The following is a 17,177-nucleotide window of genomic DNA, read 5'->3' on the forward strand; positions in this document are numbered from 1 at the left end:
CATTCACGCTAGCCGGGAAGCTCGCGTCCGCAAGAAATCATGGCGACCCCTATCCATCAGGCCAGGACCACGCTGGAACTTCCGTTCAAGGCTCCGTTCGACTGGACGCGTCTGCTCTCGTTCATCGCGGGGCGGGCGTCGGCAGGCGTCGAATCGGTCGAAGGAAACACCTACCGCCGCGCGATCGAATGGAACGGGGACAGCGGCACGATCGAGGTCACGCGTCATCCGCGCAAGCATCGCCTCATCGTGACAATCGACGGCGACGTGCGGCGTCATCAAGACGATCTCGCCGCGCCCATCGCGCGCATGTTCGACCTGCACGCCGATCCCAAGGCAATCGACCGCACGCTGTCAGCCGACCCGTGGCTCGCGCCGCTGATCGAAGCCGCGCCGGGGCTGCGCGTGCCCGGCGCGTGGTCGGGCTTCGAACTCGTCGTGCGGACGATCGTCGGGCAACAGGTGAGCGTGAAAGGCGCATCGACGATCATGAGCCGCATCGTGCAACGCGCGGGCAAGCGCATCGACGGCCATCCGCACGAAGGCACCGCCTGGCGCTTCCCGACGCCCGCCGAACTGGCCGCAGCCGATCTCGAGCTCATCGGCATGCCGACGAAGCGGATCGCCACCGTGCAGCGCTTCGCGCAGGCCGTCGCGAGCGACGCGCTGCCGCTCGACACGCCCGGCGCCGATCCGCTCGCGCTGCAGCGGGACATGCTCGCGATGCCCGGCATCGGGCCGTGGACCGTCGGCTATGTCGCGATGCGTGCATTGCGCGATCCCGACGCGTGGCCGGAAGCCGATCTCGTGCTGATGCAGGCCATCGCCCGGCGCGACCCGTCGCTCGTGAAGGCGGCGCAGCAGCGCTCGAGGACCGAGCGCTGGCGTCCGTGGCGTGCGTATGCCGCGATGCATCTGTGGAATGGCGTCGCGAGGGAAACGGGGCTCGCGCGAGGCGGTTAAGCGCTCTTTAGCGCGAAAGGAACGCATCGGCATCGCTTCACACCGAAGACGCGATGTGCTCCCGCAGCCATGCATGCGCGGGGTCGCGATGCGAGCGCTCATGCCAGAGCATCGCCATCTCGTAGCCCGGCACATCGACGGGCGGCTCGACGATCTTCAGCGCAGGCGAACCGCGAACCAGCCGCGCGGGCAGCATCGCGACGAGATCGGTGTTCGCCAGCACCGACATGACGAACAAGAAGTGCGGCACGGACAGCACGACGCGCCGCGTGAGACCGGCCTCCGACAACGCTTCATCCGTGACGCCGCGAAACCCGCCGCCATCCGGCGACACGATCACATGATCGAGTGCGCAGAATTGCGTTCGCGTGGGCTTTCTCTTCAGACGCGGATGACCCGCGCGCCCGGCCAGCACATATCGTTCGGTAAAGAGCGGACGGCGACGCAAGCCCGCTGGCGCTTCGTCGCTCGTATGAAAGGCCAGGTCGATCACGCCCTGCTCCGCTTGCCTCGCGATGTGCGGCGGAGCGAGTTCCAGAACCGCCAGCCGCGTGCGCGGGGCCGCCGTGCGCAATCCGTCAAGCGCCGGCAGCACAACGGTCGATTCACTGTAGTCGGTCGCGGCGACGCGCCACGTGTGGGTCGCCGAAGCCGGGTCGAAAGGACTGGCGGGCGACACCGCGCGTCCGAGCGCTTCGAGTGCTTCCCTCAAGGGCGCGCGCAACGCGTCCGCTCGCGCGGTGGGCCGCATCCCGCGCGGCCCCGGCAGCAGAAGGGGATCGCCGAAGATGTCCCGCAGCTTCGCGAGATGCACGCTCACCGATGGCTGCGAGAAGTTCAGGCGTTCCGCCGCACGCGTGACGTTGTGTTCCGAGAGCAATGCATCGAGCGTCACGAGCAGGTTGAGATCCAGTCGCCTGAGATTATTCATCGCAATACCTGCAATATTGGAAATTCATTTCCAATATACCCGACGCAAACCTATCCTGCCTGTTTCCCGGCAATGGAGGTCATCCATGAATATTCATCTCGTCTACGCGCATCCCGAACCACGGTCGCTGAACGGCTCGCTCAGGAATTTCTCGATCAAGCGACTCGAAGACGCGGGCCACGTCGTTCAGGTATCCGACCTGTACGCAATGAACTGGAAGGCATCGCTGGATGCGAACGACACCCGCGTCGCGCCGCGCGATCTGCGCTTCGATCCATCGCTCGACTCGAAGCATGCCTTCGAGCATGGCCTGCAAAGCGAGGACATCGCGCGCGAGCAGGAGAAGCTGCGATGGGCGGACACGCTGATCCTGCAGTTCCCGCTCTGGTGGTTTTCGATGCCGGCGATCCTGAAAGGCTGGGTCGAGCGCGTCTACGCCTGCGGCTTCGCGTATGGTGTCGGCGAGCACTCCGACGCGCGCTGGGGCGACCGCTATGGAGAAGGCACGCTCGCGGGCAAGCGGGCGATGCTCGTCGTCACCGCGGGGGGCTGGGAGTCGCACTACAGCGCGCGCGGCATCAACGGACCGATCGACGACATCCTGTTCCCGATCCATCACGGGATTCTGTATTACCCGGGCTTCGACGTCCTCCCGCCGTTCGTGGTCTATCGAACCGGCCGGACCGACGAAACGCGATTCGCCACGCTGTGCGACGAACTCGGACGACGCCTCGACGACCTCGCGAACACGGCGCCGATCGCGTTTCGTCCGCAGAACGCGGGCGCATACGACATCCCCGCACTGACGCTGCGCCCGGAAATCGCGCCTGACACGCACGGCTTCGCCGCGCACATCGGCTAGACGCTCTCTGCGACCGTCCGCGCCAGTCTCCTGAATCGGGTCCCGAAGACTATGCACTGGCTACCTTAAATTAGCCAAAACTGGTCGTTTTCGAAGGCCAGTCGAGCGCGTAATCTTCACTCATCGCATCGCTGCATGCGTTCAACCCTCAGGAGCCCATCATGGAACAACGTCTCGACTTCTACAAAGCCAACCCCGCCGCCATCGAAGCGCTGGTCGGTGTCGAAAAGCGCATCGGCAAGTCGGCGCTCGAAAAATCGCTGACGGAACTGGTTCGACTGCGTGCGTCGCAGATCAACGGCTGCGCGTACTGCGTCGACATGCACACGACCGACGCACGCAAGGGCGGCGAAACCGAGCGCCGCCTGGCGACGGTCGTCGTGTGGCGCGAAACGCCGTTCTTCACCGACCGCGAACGCGCCGCGCTCGAATGGACGGAAGCGCTGACGCTGGTGTCGCAGGAACACGTTCCCGACGCCGTGTGGAACGCGGTGCGCCCGCACTTCAGCGACGAAGAACTCGTCGACCTGACGCTGCTCATCACGGCCATCAACGCGTGGAACCGCTTCGCGATTTCGTTCCGCAAGCTGCCGGCCTGAGATCGCGCGCGTCCGTCATTCGAACCGCCGCGGCACACGCGGCCACTTCAGTTCGTCATTGTTTCCAGGAGAAAAGTCGTGAAAGTCATGCATGTGGATGCGAGCGCGAAGCGCGAACGATCCAACTCGCGCGCGTTGAGCCGATTCTTCATCGAGCGTCTGCGCACCGAAGGGGTGGACGTCGAAATCGACTACCTCGACGTCACGGTCGATACCCCGCCGCACGTCACCGAAGCGTATGCCATCGCCATCTATACGCAGGAGAAAGACCGCACGCCCGCGATGAAAGCGACGCTCGCCGCCTCCGACGCGTTGTGCCGGCGCGTGCTCGAAGCCGACGCGCTCGTCTTCGCCATGCCGATGTACAACTGGTCGATGCCTTCCGCCTTCAAGGCTTTCGTCGACAGCATTACGCGCACCGGCATCACCTACGTCCATACGGAAGACGGCCGCATCGAGGGGCGGCTCGGACGCCAGAAGGTGATCTTCATCACGAGCCGCGGCGCCGATTTGCGCCCGGGCACGCCGTTCTCGCCGATGGACGCGCTCACGCCGGCGCTCAGGGCCGCGTTCGGGTTCCTCGGCGTCGCGGAGCCGACCTTCGTCGATGCGCAGCCGCTCCAGTTCTCGGATCAGGAAGCGCGCACCCAGGCGCTCGAACGGGCGCGCGACGAGTTGTCCGCGATCGCGGCGCGCTGGGCGCAGGTGGAATCGTCATCGGACGCGCAAGAAGAAGCCGACGCGCTCTGATTGAAACGCACATTCTCAGGAGAATCATCATGAATATCCGCTCGATCGCGGCGGCCGCGCTCGCCGTGCTGTCCCTCGCGACGGCTTCGCAAACCGCCTTCGCCGCCGAAGCCGCCGCGCACGAAACGATCACGCCGGCGCTCGCCGAAGCGATTCCGAACGTTCCCGGCAAGACGATGACCGCGCTGGTCGTCGAGTACGCGCCCGGCGCCAAGTCGCCTTCGCATCGGCACGGACAGGCGTTCGTCGTCGGCTACGTGCTCTCCGGCGCGATCCGCAGCCAGGTCGATGGCGGCGAGGCACGCGTCTTTCGCGCAGGCGAGCACTGGACCGAAAAACCCGGCGCGCATCACACGGTAAGCGAAAACGCGAGCGATACCGAACCGGCAAAACTGCTCGCGATCTTCATCGCGGACACGAAAGACAAGAATCTCGTCACGTTCGACAAGAAATAGCCCCGACGCCGCGCAACGCGGCGGATCAACACCACGCCGCCTCCACGACCGGAAACGCGAAACGCGCTTCCGGTCGTTTTACTTTCTCCGGCTTTTGATCAGACCAATCTGTACCGCCGTCTGGACTTTAGAAAACGATTAACTCAAACGAAGCCTGCCACGACGGCCCGCAGCGCCGAACCTCGGGAAATCGAGCACTAGGCAATCCGCGGCAAAGCCACTATTCTTGAAAAACGTTTTCCAAATCCGGCAGACGCATCGCACGGCAGGCCTCGCCGCGCGACGCTAAAGGCCCCGGCGCTCGTCGCCATTACCGATCAGAGAGCGCGGCGCGACGAGCGATGCCGCGCAACGGAGACACTCATGAACACTGCCGTCGCCGGCGTCGTGCGCGCCGCCAGCCGCTACCGCTGGACCGTGTGCGCGCTGCTATTCTTCGCGACCGTCATCAACTACATGGACCGGCAGATTCTCGGCTTGCTCGCGCCGCTCCTGCAGCACGACATCGGCTGGACGCAGATTCAGTACGGACGGATCGTGATCGCGTTCTCGGCGTTCTACGCGGTCGGCCTCCTGGGTTTCGGCCGGATCGTCGACTGGCTCGGCACGCGCGTTTCCTACGCGCTCGCCATGCTGGTCTGGAGCATCGCGGCGATGCTGCACGCGGCGGTCGGCTCGGTGACGGGATTCGCGATGGTGCGTGCGCTGCTCGGCATCGGCGAAGGCGGCAATTTCCCGGCCGCGATCAAGACGACGGCGGAATGGTTTCCGCGCCGTGAACGCGCGCTCGCCACCGGCATCTTCAACTCGGGCGCGAACATCGGCGCCGTGTTCGCACCCGCGATCATTCCGCCGCTCGCGCTCGCCTTCGGCTGGCGCGCGGCGTTCGTGATCATCGGGGCGATCGGCATCGTCTGGCTGGGCTTCTGGTTCGCGTTCTACCGCTCGGCCGAGCCGGCCGCCCGCGACCAGGAAATGGCCGAAGCGCAGGACGAAGTCGAAGCGCTCGACGCCGCCAACGTCAACGCCCGCGCGCCGGGCTGGGGCGTGCTGATCAAGAAGCGCCAGACGTGGGCGTTCATCATCGGCAAGTTCCTGACCGATCCGGTGTGGTGGTTCTACCTGTTCTGGCTGCCGAAGTGGCTCAACGAATCGCGTGGCATGGACATGCAGCACATCGGCTTGCCGCTCGTCGTGATTTACGCGATGACGACCGTCGGCAGTATCGGCGGCGGCTGGATTTCGTCGGCGCTGCTGCGCGCCGGCTGGAGCGTGAACGGCGCGCGCAAGACCGCGATGTTCATCTGCGCCTGCTGCGTGCTGCCGATCGCGTTCGTCTCGCAAGTCGACAATCTTTGGGGCGCGGTGGCGATCGTCGGTCTCGCGGCGGCGGCGCACCAGGGCTGGTCGGCGAATCTGTTCACGACCGCGTCGGACCTGTTCCCGAAGCGTGCGCTTGGCGCGGTGGTCGGCATCGGCGGCATGGCCGGTTCGATCGGCGGCGTGCTGTTCTCGGAAGTGATCGGCCAGGTGCTGCAACGCACGGGGCACTACTGGGTGCTCTTCGCAATCGGCGCGTCGGCGTATCTCATCGCCTTCGCGATCATGCACGTCCTCACGCCGCGCATGCAGCCGGCGAAACTCGAGGTCTGAAGCAATGCGGCGCCCGCCTGTTTCGATTCGCGGGCGCCGCGTTTCAACGGCAGGGCGCCGTCGAGTCCCGCACGATCAGCCGCGGCTCGAACATCGAATGCCCGGTATCCGGATGACCGGCGAGCGCGTCGATGAGCTTTTGCATCGCGAGTTCGCCCATTTTCTCGCTTTGCACGTCGACGGTGGTCAGCGCGGGCGACGCGTACTCGCTGTAGGGAACGTTGTCGACGCCCGTCACCGAGACGTCTTCCGGCACGCGAATGCCGAGCGAAGCCGCTTCCTTCATGAAACCGAGCGCGATCAGGTCGTTGTAGCAGATCACCGCCTGCGGCCGGTGCGGCCCGAGCATCACGCGCGAGCAGGCATGTTCGCCCGCGCGGGCGGTCGGCGCGTGAGCGTCGTGAACGTCGAGCGTGAGCCCCACTTCGTCGAGACACTCGCGCACGCCGCGAATCCGCTCGTCGTTGATGCGCGCGTGGCCGAAGCCGAGATACGCGATCTGGCGATGCCCGAGATTCACCAGATGCCGGGCGAGCATGTAGGCGGCCAGCCGGTTGTCAATGCCGACGCTCGGAATCGGCAATTCGTCGCTGCGGCGCAGAAGCACGAGTGGCTTGTCGAGATCGAGCATCCAGCGGGCTTCCTCGTCGGAGAGACGCGAACTCACGATCAGGCCGTCGACGCGCTGCGCAAGCGCTTCGATCAGCGGCCGTTCGAGCGCCTGCGTTTCGTCGATGTCGACGAGCAGCAGCGTGTAGTCGTGCCGCAGCGCGATGCGGTTCGCGCCTTTCACGACATTTGTGAAGTGCGGATTGGCGATGTCGAGAATCGTGAGGCCGATGGTGCGCGTGCGTCCGGTGATCATCGAGCGCGCGAGCGGGTTCGAACGGTAGCCGAGCTCTTCGATGGCCGCCTTCAGCTTCGCCTCGACGGGCGCCGAGAAGCGCTGCGCGCCGTTCATGTACTTGGAGACCGTCGCCACCGACACGCCGGCGGCGGCAGCAACGTCGCGAATCGTCGGGGAAAGTTTTTTCATACGGAGGGTAACGTTTTCTCTGTCTGTTAACGGATTGTCGCAGAAAACGCGATTCGCGGGCGCATGTCAGCAGGTGTTCCTGACAGGAAATCGCCAGCCGCTCGCGCCATTGACGATGAGCGAGACGCCCCGTTATAGTATGGAAAACGTTTTCCTGAAATCGAATTTTTTAAGCATCCTGGAGGAATTCCCATGAACCCGACACGAAAACCGTTCCACCGTCTGCTCCTGACGGGCGCGGCCGGCAATCTGGGCTGTCAGCTTCGCGGCGCGCTCGCAAACTGGGCCGACATCGTGCGCGTGAGCGATATCGCCGCGCTCGGCGAACCCGCGCCGCACGAGGAAGCGAACGTCGTCGACCTGTCCGACCGCGAAGCGGTGATGCATCTCGTCGAAGGCGTGGATGCGATCGTGCATCTCGGCGGCATTTCGATCGACGCGCCGTTCGACGACCTGATCGAAGCCAATATCCGCGGCACCTACAACCTCTACGAAGCGGCCCGCAGGCACGGCGTGAAGCGCGTCGTGTTCGCGAGCTCGAATCACACGATCGGTTTTCATCCCGTGACCGAAGTGCTCGACGCCGACTCGCCGCAGCGCCCGGACAGCCTCTACGGCGTGACGAAATGCTTCGGCGAATCGCTTTCGCGCTATTACTACGACCGCTTCGGCATCGAGACGGTGTGCCTGCGCATCGGCTCGTCGTTCGAGGAACCGAAAAATCCGCGCATGCTCGTCACGTTTCTGAGCTATCGCGATTTCATCGAACTCGTGCGCTGCTCGCTCTTCACGAACCGCGTCGGACACGTCGTTGCGTATGGTGCGTCGAACAATCCGGTCAAGTGGTGGGACAACACGAAGGCGGGTTTCCTCGGCTTCAACCCGCGCGACAGCTCCGTGCCGTTCGCCGAGCGCTTCCCGGCTTCGGCCCCGACCGACGACCACGACGATCCCGCCCAGCGCTTCCAGGGCGGCCCGTTCGTGCTCGGCGAACCGATGGAGCGCAGCCGATGAGCGCGGCGCCGCGCGTGGAGCGGCTCGACGCGGCCGGGCGCGCGACGGTCGGCGAGTGTCCCGTGTGGCACGCGGGCGAAGCGTCGCTGTATTGGGTCGACATTCCGGCGCGGCGCATTGTGCGGCTTGCGGCCGCGAGCGGGCGTCGCAGCGAATGGGCGATGCCGGAACAAGTCGCGTGCTTTGCGTTCGATCGCGACGGCACGGTGCTCGCGGGCCTCGAAAGCGGCCTCTTCGCCGTGAAGCTGGATGCCGCCGATGCCGCCGATATCACCGCGCGCCGCCTCGCCGCGCCCGATTTCGCGGCGGACGGCATGCGTTTCAACGACGGCCGCTGCGACCGCCAGGGACGCTTCTGGGCCGGCACGATGGTGCAGGATATGTCGCTTGCCAGCACGGCCGGCGCGCTGTATCGCTTCGACGCGAATGGCGAGCTTTCTTCACCCATCGTGGACGGGTTGATCACGCAGAACGGCCTCGGGTGGTCGCCGGATGGCACGACGCTGTATCTGTCGGATTCGCATCCAACGCGGCGTCTCATCTGGGCATTCGACTTCGACATCGAAACCGGCACGCCGCGCAATCGCCGCGTCTTCGCGGACCTGCATCATTATTCGGGCCGCCCGGACGGCGCCGCCGTCGACGCCGACGGCTGCTACTGGACCTGCGCGAACGATGCCGGGAAGCTGCTGCGCTTCACCCCGCAAGGCCGGCTCGACCGCGAGATCGCGGTGCCGGCGAGCAAGCCGTCGATGTGCGCATTCGGCGGCAGCGATTTCGACACGCTGTTCGTCACCTCGATCCGCCCAGGCACGAACGCGAACGACGACGACGGCCACGTGTTCGCGCTGCGCCCGGGCGTGAAAGGTTTGCCCGAGCCGCTCTACGCCGGGAGTTTGCCAGTCGCGTGACGGTGGCGTGACGGTGGCGTTTTAGCCGCGCGCGCACGATCGAGCGCAATTCAGAGACCGAAGCCCAGTTGCGCCTTGCCGAGAGGCGTCAGGCTGGCTTCGGTCGCTCTGCCGGCAAAATCGGTTTCGAAATGGTCGGCCGGAAAATCGGGCGGACTCTCTCCCTTCACAAACGCCGGCAACTGGCGCCGCAGATAGGCGTCGTTCTTCGCGCAGGCCGGCGCCGCCGAGATGTACATCACGTTGCTGTACCCCGTTCCGCGATGCGCATCCTCCACCGCGTGGATCACGTCGCTATGCCAGAACACGGTGTCGCCGGCCTGCATCTGCGGAATCGACGACAGCGCCTCCCGCAGCGGACCATGCCACTCCGGCTTGATGGACAGCGCACGGCCGGGCTGGGCGCCGCACAGATCATCGTCGGCGACGTCGTCCTGCAGCGCGCGCAAGAGCACGTAGACCATCGCGTTCGCGATCGGCACGAGTTGCAGCGTGCCGTCGCCGGGGCCTTGCGGCGTCAGCGCCGTCCAGCCCTGAAACGTGCGGAACATCGAGCAGACGGCCGGCGAAGGCAACTCGCGCACCTCGGGCCGGTAGGCGGCATCGAAGGCGTCGTAGCGACGCCAGTCGCCGCTGAACACATGCCGGTAGACGCGCCTGAAGTTGTCGTCGAGCCATCGTTCGACCGAGCCGCCGTCGCAATGCGCCGACAACCCGAGCGACTCCGAACCGGGCGGCCGGCGTCGCAGGCGGTCCGCGTAGACGGGAACCCGCTCGGGATCGAAATGGACACGGCCCTCGCTCTCCCATTTCCACAGGCGGTTGAGGAACACGCGCGTTTGCGTGAGTTCGGGCGATTGCCGGGCCTCTACCTGCGGCGCGGACCAGTAGATGCCGTAGATCTGCGGCTTGCTCGACGCCAGATTGCCGAAATACTTGTCTTCGGCCCGATGCGCGAGTTTGTCGTCGAGCCGGTTTTCCTCGACATACGCGGCGATGCGCGCGTCCCATTCGCCCGCGCGTTCGGGACTGAACACGCCGCGCACCACGCACGCGCCGCGTTCCTTGACGCGCGCGATCTGTTCGTCGCTGACCCGTCCGCCCGCGATGTCCGCGAAGCGGATTTCGGGGATCACCGATTCACCGCGCGCGCGCTCTTTCACGATGACCGCGACCTTCCGCTCGATCTCCGCTTCGACCTGCCCGAACACCTCTTTGTAGTTGGGCAACGCGGCCCGGAGTTGTCGTTTCACTGCGCGGATCGCGCACGGCAAGTCGTCGATTTCAAGGGCACTCATGGCGTCTCCTGAGGTTGTCGAATGCCCTGAGCTTAGTCCGATGCGCCCGCGCTGAGTGATACCATCCGGTCAACTTCTTTGCATTTCCAGACATGAAGCCTTCCTACGAACACGTCGCGATGGGCGCGGGCTGCTCGGTGCGCGTTTTTCATCGAAAGCTGCCGCGCATTCCTTTCGAATGGCATCACCATCCCGAATACGAACTCACGCTGACGATGAACAGCCGCGGCAAGCGCTACATCGGCGATTCGATCGCGACCTATGAAGGCGACGATCTCGTGCTGGTGCCGCCGGATCTGCCGCACACGTGGTCGTCGAACCGTTCGATCGATGGCGGCGCGCCGCAGGTCGCCATCGTCGTGTGGTTCAGCGGCGACTGGGCGCGGCGGGTGGCCGACTGCTGTCCGGAGTTCGAGGCACTGCATCGGCTGTTGAGACGCGCCGCGTGCGGACTGGCGTTCGCTCCCGAAGCGGGCGCCGCACTGCGCGCGCGTGCCGCGGGACTGCTTTCTGACTCTCCGCGCGAGCGGCTCGGCGTCGTGCTCAATGCGCTATGCGCGCTCGCCGATGAAGACGCGACGCCGCTCGCGTCGCCGAGTGCGTTCGATGTCGACAGCGCCGGACGCCCGTCGGGCCACGAGCCGGAACGGCTCAACCGCGCGCTGGCGGTAATCGAGGCGCGCTTTGCGGAGCGGCTGACGGTCGGCGAACTGGCGGCGGCCGCGAGGCTTTCCGAACGCACGCTCAATCGCTATTTCGTGCAGCATCTCGGCGAGAGCGCGGGGCGTTATGTGAACCGCGTGCGCGTCGGTCACGCCTGCCGGATGCTCGCCGATACGTCGTGGCCGGTTTCGGTGATCGCGGCACGATCCGGCTTTCCGAACGTCGCCCATTTCAACCGGCAGTTCCGCGCGCTCAAGGAGACGACGCCGGCCGCCTATCGGAAGGAGTTTGCCGGCGCGGCGCGCAATGCGGGCGATGGCGAACCGCTCGACTCGCGCTCGCCATCGCTGGAACGCCGCTGATCCGCCTAGCCGCCGAAGCGCGGCTCCGGCAAGCCTTTGACCCCGAGACCCGTCACCGCGAACAGTCCGCCCTTGTCGCGCTCTTTCTGCGGAATGCCCCACATCGGACGTCCCATCGTCGTGACGTACAGGGTGTCCAGATTCGGGCCGCCGAACATCACGCTCGTCAGGTTGCGCACCGGAAACGGCACGACGCGATCGAGCGTGCCATCGGGCGCGTAGCGCAAGATGCGTCCGCCGAACACGAGCGCCGACCAGACGTAGCCTTGCTCATCGACGGTCGCGCCGTCGAAGGTGCCGGCCATGTCGCGTGCCGATGCGAACACGCGCCGGTTCGATGCAGCGCCCGTCTCGATGTCGTAATCGTAGGCGTACATCTGCTTGTCGTAGGTGTCCGTGAAATAGAGCGTGCGATTGTCGGGGCTCCAGCACGGACCGTTCGAGCAACTGATCCCGCCGTCGAGCCGCGTCACCTTGCCGTCCGTATCGAGCCGGTAGAGACCGCCGCTTCGCGTCGGACGTTGTCCGCGATCCGCGTCGTAGCGATCGAAATCGTAGGCCATCGTGCCCGCGATGAAACGGCCCTTGCGATCCACCTTGCCGTCGTTGAAGCGCGTTTCGGGATCGTCGCTCTCCGGGTCCGCGATCAGTTGGACCGTCTGCTTGTCGAAGTCGTAGAAATGCAGACCGTTCGCAAGCGCGACCACCGCGCCGCCCTTCTCCCTGAGCGCCATCGAGCCGATGTGGCGCGGCACGAAAAAGCGCTCGACTTCGCTGCCGTCCGCGCGGCAACGGTAGATCTCGGCGGCGGTACTGTCGATCCAGTAGAGCCGTTCCTCCTTCACATCCCAGAGCGGCCCTTCGCCGAGGTGATTGTTCGCATCGACCAGCAATCGCGCTTCGATCATCGTCGTCTCCGTTTTTTGGTTCAGCAGCGCTTCAGTCCTGCTCCTTCTTTGCAATCGCGCGGCGATGGGCGAGCAGCGCCATCAGCCTGCGATCGCGCCAGCGGCTGCGCGTTTCGATGTCGCCGCGATCGAGCACCGCGCGGCGCTCGGCATCGAGCTTCGCGATCGTGTCGGCGGACCAGCCGAACGGCACGCGCTCCGCTGCAATCGAGCGATAGGTGCCGCCATAGCGATCCGCATAGTCCTGCACGCCGCCCGGCGCGTTCAGGTCGATGGTTTCGAACGGGCCCATGAAGGACCAGCGCATGGCGAGGCCGTCGCGCATGACGGTGTCGAGATCGGCGGCGCTTGCGTAGCCTTGCTCGTAGAGGCTCATCGCTTCGTCGAGCACCGCGCCTTGCAGGCGGTTGAGCAGGAAGCCCGCGATCTCGCGATTGACCGTCACCGGCTTCTGCCCTGCTTCCGCATACAGCGTGCGGGCGCGCTCGAGCGTTTCGCGCGCGGTCCAGGGCGCGCCGCACAGTTCGACGAGCGGCACGAGCGACGGCGGATTCACCGGATGTCCGACGAGGCAGCGCGCGCGGCCGTGCAAGCCTTCGGTGAACGTCGACGCGGGCAGGCCGGAAGTGGAACTGGACAGCAGCGTGTCGGGCTGGGTCAGGCGGTCGAGTTCGGTGAAGAGTGCGCGCTTCGCCTCGACGATCTCCGCGATGTTTTCCTGCACGAGTTCGACGTCGCGCACGGCATCCGCGAGGCTCGCGCATGGCGTGATGCGCGCGACGATCGCGGCGGCATCCTCTTCGATCAGGCCGAACTCGGCCAGGTCGCGGACGCTTTCGCCGATCGCCGGTAGCGCGCCGTCGAGCATGGCGAGGTTTGCGTCGTGGAGGTGCACGTCGAAGCCTGCGCGCGCGAATACGATCGACCATGCCCGGCCGATGCGGCCCGATCCGATTACTGCTACTCGTCGATTCGCCATCGATGTCTCCTGGTTTTGTGCTTCTGTGGAATTTGTTTTCGCGTCGGTCTGTTTGCTCTGCCCCTGTCCGGGCGGGACTAATAGACCGACGTGAAAGCAAGTTCCCCGAAGACACAAGCGCAGCAAAAAGAACCCGACCAATCCCTCAAGCCTTCTTGTCCCGCAGAGTAATCACGGCCGCGAGCACGACGAGCCCATTGATGATGTCCCGCACGGCCGGCGGCACGGTCGTCCCTGCGAGCAGCGTCCCGAGCGCGGTAAGCAAGAGCGCGCCACCGAACACCCCGAGATAGTGTCCGCGTCCGCCCGTAATCAGCGCGCCCCCAACCACGACGACAGCAATCGACGGCAGCAAGTACGGATCGCCCATGCCGAGAAACGCCTGGCTGCTAAAGCCCGCAAGCAGCAACCCGACGATGGCGGAGCAAAGCCCCGAAAGACAGTACACGGCGATCAGCGTCGCGCCGACCCGCACGCCCGAGAGCTTCGCGGCGATGGGCGAATTGCCGACCGCATAGACGCGCCGCCCGAACGCCGTGCGATGCAGCAGCAGCAGCGCCACCGCAAGAAAGACCGGCACGCTCCACGCCGCGAGCGAGAGCGGACCTACGCGGCCATTCGTGAACTCGCTGATCGAAGACGGCGCCCAGCCTTGCGGCGAGCCGTTGCAATAGATCAGCGTAAGACCTTGAAGCAGACCGTTCGCGGCAAGCGTGACGACGATCGGCGGCAGCCCCAGCACCACGACCCCGACGCCATTGAACACACCGACAAGCAGCCCGACGCCCAGCACGAGCGGCACCGCCCACACCGCCGCGCCGTTGATGCCATGCGTGAGACCGGTCAGCAGCACGCCCGACAGCGTGATGAGCCACGGCATCGACAAGTCGAGGCCGCCCGTCAGGATCACCGCGCCCTGGCCGAGACCGAGGATCGCGAGAAACAGCGTGAGCGTGAGCAGGCTGCTATAGAAGTTCGCGCTCGCGAGCACGCCCGGACCGTAGACGAAGCCGGTGATAGCCACCACCGCGACGAACAGCAGATACGCAGGCATCACATACTTGACCCATTCGCGATTGCGCTCGATCCAGTCGCCGATCGCACGGCCTTTCAGCTCCGTATTGTCGATCGGACGAAAGTTCTCCACTTCGAAACTGACACGGCGCGCATCGCTGGCATCCTTCGCGCGCGTGCCGGTTCGCAGCGCCTTGAGCCATTGCGATGCATAGCGCGCGCAGTGATGCGCGGCGGACTGCTTGCCGATCGACGAACCCAGGACGGCGAGAATCAGGATCACCGCTTCGGCGATCGTCGTGAAGAACGCCGACACGTTCAAGACGAGCAGGATGTTCACGGTGATCATGAGCGTCATCGCGGCGAATACGGTGCCGACGCAGCCGCCTCGTCCGCCGCCGAGCCACGTCCCGCCGAGCACCACGGCCGTGAACATCGAGAGCAGCAGCGGCCGCCCGACGAGCGGATCGGCGGAACCGGTCTGCGCGGATACGTATAAACCCGCCGCCGCGTAGAACATGCCCGCTAGCGCGTAGGTCGCGATGCGGTAACGCGTCACCGGCATGCCGTTCGCATACGCGCCGTCCGGATCGCTGCCGAGGGCATAGAGGCCCACGCCGAAGCGCGTGCGCTTCACGAACGACCAGACGATGAGCGCGAGCACGAGCACCGCGGCCGACATCGGCACCTTGTCGGCAATCAGGTCCGATGTGACGAACGCGCCGAACTGCTCGCCGATGGTGCCGCCCGGCTTGTTCTGGATCAGGAGCGTGAGGCCTTGCACCATGAACATCGTCGCGAGCGTGACGACGATGGATTGCAAGCGGAACCACGCGATCACCGCGCCGTTGACGAGCCCGATGCCGCCGCCTATCGCGATGATGAGCGCGACGCCGCCCCACTGTTCGAGCGGCGTCCCCTGCACGAAGCGCACCGCGAGCACGTTGGAGAGCGAGACGACCGCCGACGCCGACAGATCGAAGCCGCCCGAGAGCACGACGATGGTCTGTCCGATCGCCGCGAGCGCGAGCGTCGTGCTGCTCGATATGACCGAGCCGATGTCATACATGCCGACGGGCGTCCCGGAGAGCGACACCCACGCGATCAGCATCGCGAGCAACGCACCGATGGCGATGATCAGACCGCGATAATGATCGATGCGCGCGCCCAGTCCGACGCGCGCGCCGGGCCGCACGATCTCGCTATCGGGCGACGCAATGGCGTTGTTCATGAAACACCTCTGTTTGCTTGAATCGGTCTTAGCTCGCCAGCATCTTGCGCATCACGTTTTCTTCGGTCAGCGCATCGCCTTCTAGCTCGGCGACGTTGCGGCCGCGATACACCACCGACACGCGGTCGCAGACATTGACGAGTTCGGGCACGTCGGTCGAATAGAACAGCACCGAACCGCCCGCCGCGGCGAACGCGCGCATCAGCACGAAAATCTGATGCTTGGTGCCGACGTCGATGCCGCGCGTCGGATCGAACATCAGCCACACGCGGCTTTGCGTGAGGAGCCACTTCGCCATCGCGATCTTCTGCTGATTGCCGCCCGAGAACGACAGGCACGGCTTATAGACCGCGCGGGGGTTGACTTCCATCTGCGCGAGCGCCCGCTTGATCGCGGCCTGCTCGCGCTTGCGGTCGATCAGGCCAAAGCGCGTGAATCGTGTGATGACCGGCAGCGAGACGTTCTCACCGCCGGGCAAGCGCAGAAAAAGGCCTTCGGTCTTGCGGTCCTCGGGAAGAAAGCTCGTCGATACGCCCGCCTTCAGCGAATCGGCGGTCGACGTGAGCGTGACCGGCTTGCCGTCGATCAGAATCTCGCCGTCGTCGATGAACTCGGCGCCGAAGAGCGCTTCGAACAGTTCGCGCTGGCCCATGCCCTGCAACGCCGCGATGCCGTGCACTTCGCCCGCCTTGAGCGTGAGGTTGAAGTCGCTCACCACGCCGTCGACCTTGATGCCGCGCGCTTCCATTGCGGGCACTTCGCTCTCGATGTTCGCGGGCACCTTCGGCGGATACTTCGCCTCCATCGAGCGGCCGATGACGAGGCGGATCACCTCGTCATCGGAAATGGAAGCGGTATCGAACGCACCGACGTCCTTGCCATTGCGATACACCGTGAGGCTGTCGCAAAACTCGCGCACTTCCTGCATGCGATGCGAGATGAAGACGAACGTGACGCCGCGTGACTTCATCTCGTCGATGCGCCGTGCGAGCCACGCGACATCGCGTCCCGAAAGCGCGGACGTCGGCTCGTCGAGCAGCAGCACTTGCGGGCCACGCACGATGGCCTTCGCGATCTCGATCTTCTGCCGCACGGGAAGCGCGAGATCGCGGATGTAGGCGCCGGGCCGCACGTCGTCGAGTTCGAGCCGTTCGAGCCATTCGGCCGCCATGCGCTGCGACTCGCGTTTCTTGATGCGGCCGAACCAGCCCGTCGGTTCATACGACATCATCAGGTTTTGCGCGACGGTCAGGTCGCGCACGAGCGTCATCTCCTGAAACGCGGTCTGCACACCGGCGCGATGCGCGTCCATCGGGTTCTTCATCGACACGTCGCGCCCCATCACGGCGATGCTGCCCGAGTCCGGCTGCATGAGTCCCGAGAGCAGCTTGACCGTGGTCGACTTGCCCGCGCCGTTCTCGCCGAGCAGCGCGTGAACGGCGCCGCGCTTCACGCGAAACGACGCGCCGTCGAGCGCGACTGTCGCACCGAAGCGCTTCGTGACTTTCGACAGATCGATCGCCAGGTCGGTCGTCATCTCGTGTCTCT

At 65.4% G+C, this 17,177-nt stretch carries 16 protein-coding genes; 9 read left to right on the plus strand and 7 right to left on the minus strand.

All coding sequences use genetic code 11. The annotated features are described in order from the left end of the window. The first annotated feature begins 39 nt into the window (after positions 1-39). On the plus strand, positions 40-963 hold the full coding sequence (locus QCE48_RS21035) for an AlkA N-terminal domain-containing protein (RefSeq protein WP_309783904.1): 924 nt from the start codon (positions 40-42) through the stop codon (positions 961-963). Between the two features lie 37 nt (positions 964-1,000). On the opposite strand, the gene QCE48_RS21040 is transcribed toward QCE48_RS21035, so the two are convergent. After that, positions 1,001-1,894, minus strand: coding sequence for a LysR family transcriptional regulator (locus QCE48_RS21040; protein WP_309783905.1), 894 nt, complete (start codon positions 1,892-1,894; stop codon positions 1,001-1,003). Between the two features lie 85 nt (positions 1,895-1,979). On the opposite strand from QCE48_RS21040, the gene QCE48_RS21045 reads away from it, so the two are divergent. The 5 genes from QCE48_RS21045 (at position 1,980) to QCE48_RS21065 (ending at position 6,213) form a co-directional block, all read left to right on the plus strand. Then, on the plus strand, positions 1,980-2,756 hold the full coding sequence (locus QCE48_RS21045; RefSeq protein ID WP_309783906.1) for an NAD(P)H-dependent oxidoreductase: 777 nt from the start codon (positions 1,980-1,982) through the stop codon (positions 2,754-2,756). Between the two features lie 161 nt (positions 2,757-2,917). Beyond that, positions 2,918-3,355 carry a carboxymuconolactone decarboxylase family protein gene (locus QCE48_RS21050; RefSeq protein WP_309783907.1) on the plus strand — a complete coding sequence of 146 codons (438 nt, stop codon included), beginning with the start codon at positions 2,918-2,920 and terminating at the stop codon, positions 3,353-3,355. A 78-nt stretch (positions 3,356-3,433) separates the two neighbouring features. After that, a complete protein-coding gene (locus QCE48_RS21055; RefSeq protein WP_309783908.1) occupies positions 3,434-4,105 on the plus strand; it encodes an NAD(P)H-dependent oxidoreductase in 672 nt (223 codons plus the stop codon). A gap of 29 nt (positions 4,106-4,134) precedes the next feature. After that, entirely contained in the window at positions 4,135-4,560 is a 426-nt protein-coding gene (locus QCE48_RS21060) for a cupin domain-containing protein (RefSeq protein WP_309783909.1), read from the plus strand. A 363-nt stretch (positions 4,561-4,923) separates the two neighbouring features. Beyond that, on the plus strand, positions 4,924-6,213 hold the full coding sequence (locus tag QCE48_RS21065; RefSeq protein ID WP_309783910.1) for an MFS transporter: 1,290 nt from the start codon (positions 4,924-4,926) through the stop codon (positions 6,211-6,213). A 43-nt stretch (positions 6,214-6,256) separates the two neighbouring features. On the opposite strand, the gene QCE48_RS21070 is transcribed toward QCE48_RS21065, so the two are convergent. Further along, positions 6,257-7,249 (minus strand): LacI family DNA-binding transcriptional regulator, encoded by a 993-nt coding sequence (locus QCE48_RS21070; protein ID WP_309783911.1) that lies wholly within the window; start codon positions 7,247-7,249, stop codon positions 6,257-6,259. A 192-nt stretch (positions 7,250-7,441) separates the two neighbouring features. On the opposite strand from QCE48_RS21070, the gene QCE48_RS21075 reads away from it, so the two are divergent. Beyond that, positions 7,442-8,263 (plus strand): NAD(P)-dependent oxidoreductase, encoded by an 822-nt coding sequence (locus QCE48_RS21075; RefSeq protein WP_309783912.1) that lies wholly within the window; start codon positions 7,442-7,444, stop codon positions 8,261-8,263. Beyond that, positions 8,260-9,174 carry an SMP-30/gluconolactonase/LRE family protein gene (locus QCE48_RS21080; RefSeq protein ID WP_309783913.1) on the plus strand — a complete coding sequence of 305 codons (915 nt, stop codon included), beginning with the start codon at positions 8,260-8,262 and terminating at the stop codon, positions 9,172-9,174. Before QCE48_RS21075 ends, QCE48_RS21080 begins: the two co-directional genes overlap by 4 nt. Positions 9,175-9,224: 50 nt before the next feature. Here the strand turns inward: QCE48_RS21080 and QCE48_RS21085 are convergent, their stop codons facing one another. Next, on the minus strand, positions 9,225-10,472 hold the full coding sequence (locus tag QCE48_RS21085) for a DUF1479 domain-containing protein (protein ID WP_309783914.1): 1,248 nt from the start codon (positions 10,470-10,472) through the stop codon (positions 9,225-9,227). A gap of 92 nt (positions 10,473-10,564) precedes the next feature. On the opposite strand from QCE48_RS21085, the gene QCE48_RS21090 reads away from it, so the two are divergent. Further along, positions 10,565-11,497: a helix-turn-helix domain-containing protein gene (locus QCE48_RS21090; protein ID WP_309783915.1), complete on the plus strand. Its 933-nt coding sequence runs from the start codon at positions 10,565-10,567 to the stop codon at positions 11,495-11,497. Positions 11,498-11,502: 5 nt separating this feature from the next. Here QCE48_RS21090 and QCE48_RS21095 read toward each other — a convergent pair whose 3' ends face one another. The 4 genes from QCE48_RS21095 to QCE48_RS21110 all read right to left on the minus strand — a co-directional run bounded on the left by QCE48_RS21095 (position 11,503) and on the right by QCE48_RS21110 (position 17,166). Next, the gene (locus QCE48_RS21095; RefSeq protein WP_309783916.1) at positions 11,503-12,405 is read right to left on the minus strand and encodes an SMP-30/gluconolactonase/LRE family protein; all 903 of its coding nucleotides are present in this window, start codon (positions 12,403-12,405) and stop codon (positions 11,503-11,505) included. 31 nt (positions 12,406-12,436) lie between these two features. Continuing rightward, entirely contained in the window at positions 12,437-13,384 is a 948-nt protein-coding gene (locus tag QCE48_RS21100) for a 3-hydroxyacyl-CoA dehydrogenase (RefSeq protein ID WP_309783917.1), read from the minus strand. A gap of 145 nt (positions 13,385-13,529) precedes the next feature. After that, complete coding sequence (locus QCE48_RS21105) at positions 13,530-15,629, minus strand: ABC transporter permease (protein WP_309783918.1); 2,100 nt, start codon at positions 15,627-15,629, stop codon at positions 13,530-13,532. A 28-nt stretch (positions 15,630-15,657) separates the two neighbouring features. Next, the gene (locus QCE48_RS21110; RefSeq protein WP_309783919.1) at positions 15,658-17,166 is read right to left on the minus strand and encodes a sugar ABC transporter ATP-binding protein; all 1,509 of its coding nucleotides are present in this window, start codon (positions 17,164-17,166) and stop codon (positions 15,658-15,660) included. Positions 17,167-17,177: the final 11 nt, after the last annotated feature.

The organism is Caballeronia sp. LZ024 (assembly GCF_031451455.1).
Classification (GTDB): Bacteria; Pseudomonadota; Gammaproteobacteria; order Burkholderiales; family Burkholderiaceae; genus Caballeronia; species Caballeronia telluris.

Excerpts from the sequence above, each read along its gene's own strand:
- QCE48_RS21090 (WP_309783915.1), top strand. The coding sequence starts at position 10,565 with ATGAAGCCTTCCTACGAACACGTCGCGATGGGCGCGGGCTGCTCGGTG.
- QCE48_RS21075 (WP_309783912.1), top strand. The coding sequence starts at position 7,442 with ATGAACCCGACACGAAAACCGTTCCACCGTCTGCTCCTGACGGGCGCG.
- QCE48_RS21085 (WP_309783914.1), bottom strand. The coding sequence starts at position 10,472 with ATGAGTGCCCTTGAAATCGACGACTTGCCGTGCGCGATCCGCGCAGTG.
- QCE48_RS21105 (WP_309783918.1), bottom strand. The coding sequence starts at position 15,629 with ATGAACAACGCCATTGCGTCGCCCGATAGCGAGATCGTGCGGCCCGGC.
- QCE48_RS21100 (WP_309783917.1), bottom strand. The coding sequence starts at position 13,384 with ATGGCGAATCGACGAGTAGCAGTAATCGGATCGGGCCGCATCGGCCGG.
- QCE48_RS21095 (WP_309783916.1), bottom strand. The coding sequence starts at position 12,405 with ATGATCGAAGCGCGATTGCTGGTCGATGCGAACAATCACCTCGGCGAA.
- QCE48_RS21070 (WP_309783911.1), bottom strand. The coding sequence starts at position 7,249 with ATGAAAAAACTTTCCCCGACGATTCGCGACGTTGCTGCCGCCGCCGGC.
- QCE48_RS21080 (WP_309783913.1), top strand. The coding sequence starts at position 8,260 with ATGAGCGCGGCGCCGCGCGTGGAGCGGCTCGACGCGGCCGGGCGCGCG.
- QCE48_RS21050 (WP_309783907.1), top strand. The coding sequence starts at position 2,918 with ATGGAACAACGTCTCGACTTCTACAAAGCCAACCCCGCCGCCATCGAA.
- QCE48_RS21045 (WP_309783906.1), top strand. The coding sequence starts at position 1,980 with ATGAATATTCATCTCGTCTACGCGCATCCCGAACCACGGTCGCTGAAC.
- QCE48_RS21110 (WP_309783919.1), bottom strand. The coding sequence starts at position 17,166 with ATGACGACCGACCTGGCGATCGATCTGTCGAAAGTCACGAAGCGCTTC.
- QCE48_RS21060 (WP_309783909.1), top strand. The coding sequence starts at position 4,135 with ATGAATATCCGCTCGATCGCGGCGGCCGCGCTCGCCGTGCTGTCCCTC.
- QCE48_RS21035 (WP_309783904.1), top strand. The coding sequence starts at position 40 with ATGGCGACCCCTATCCATCAGGCCAGGACCACGCTGGAACTTCCGTTC.
- QCE48_RS21040 (WP_309783905.1), bottom strand. The coding sequence starts at position 1,894 with ATGAATAATCTCAGGCGACTGGATCTCAACCTGCTCGTGACGCTCGAT.
- QCE48_RS21065 (WP_309783910.1), top strand. The coding sequence starts at position 4,924 with ATGAACACTGCCGTCGCCGGCGTCGTGCGCGCCGCCAGCCGCTACCGC.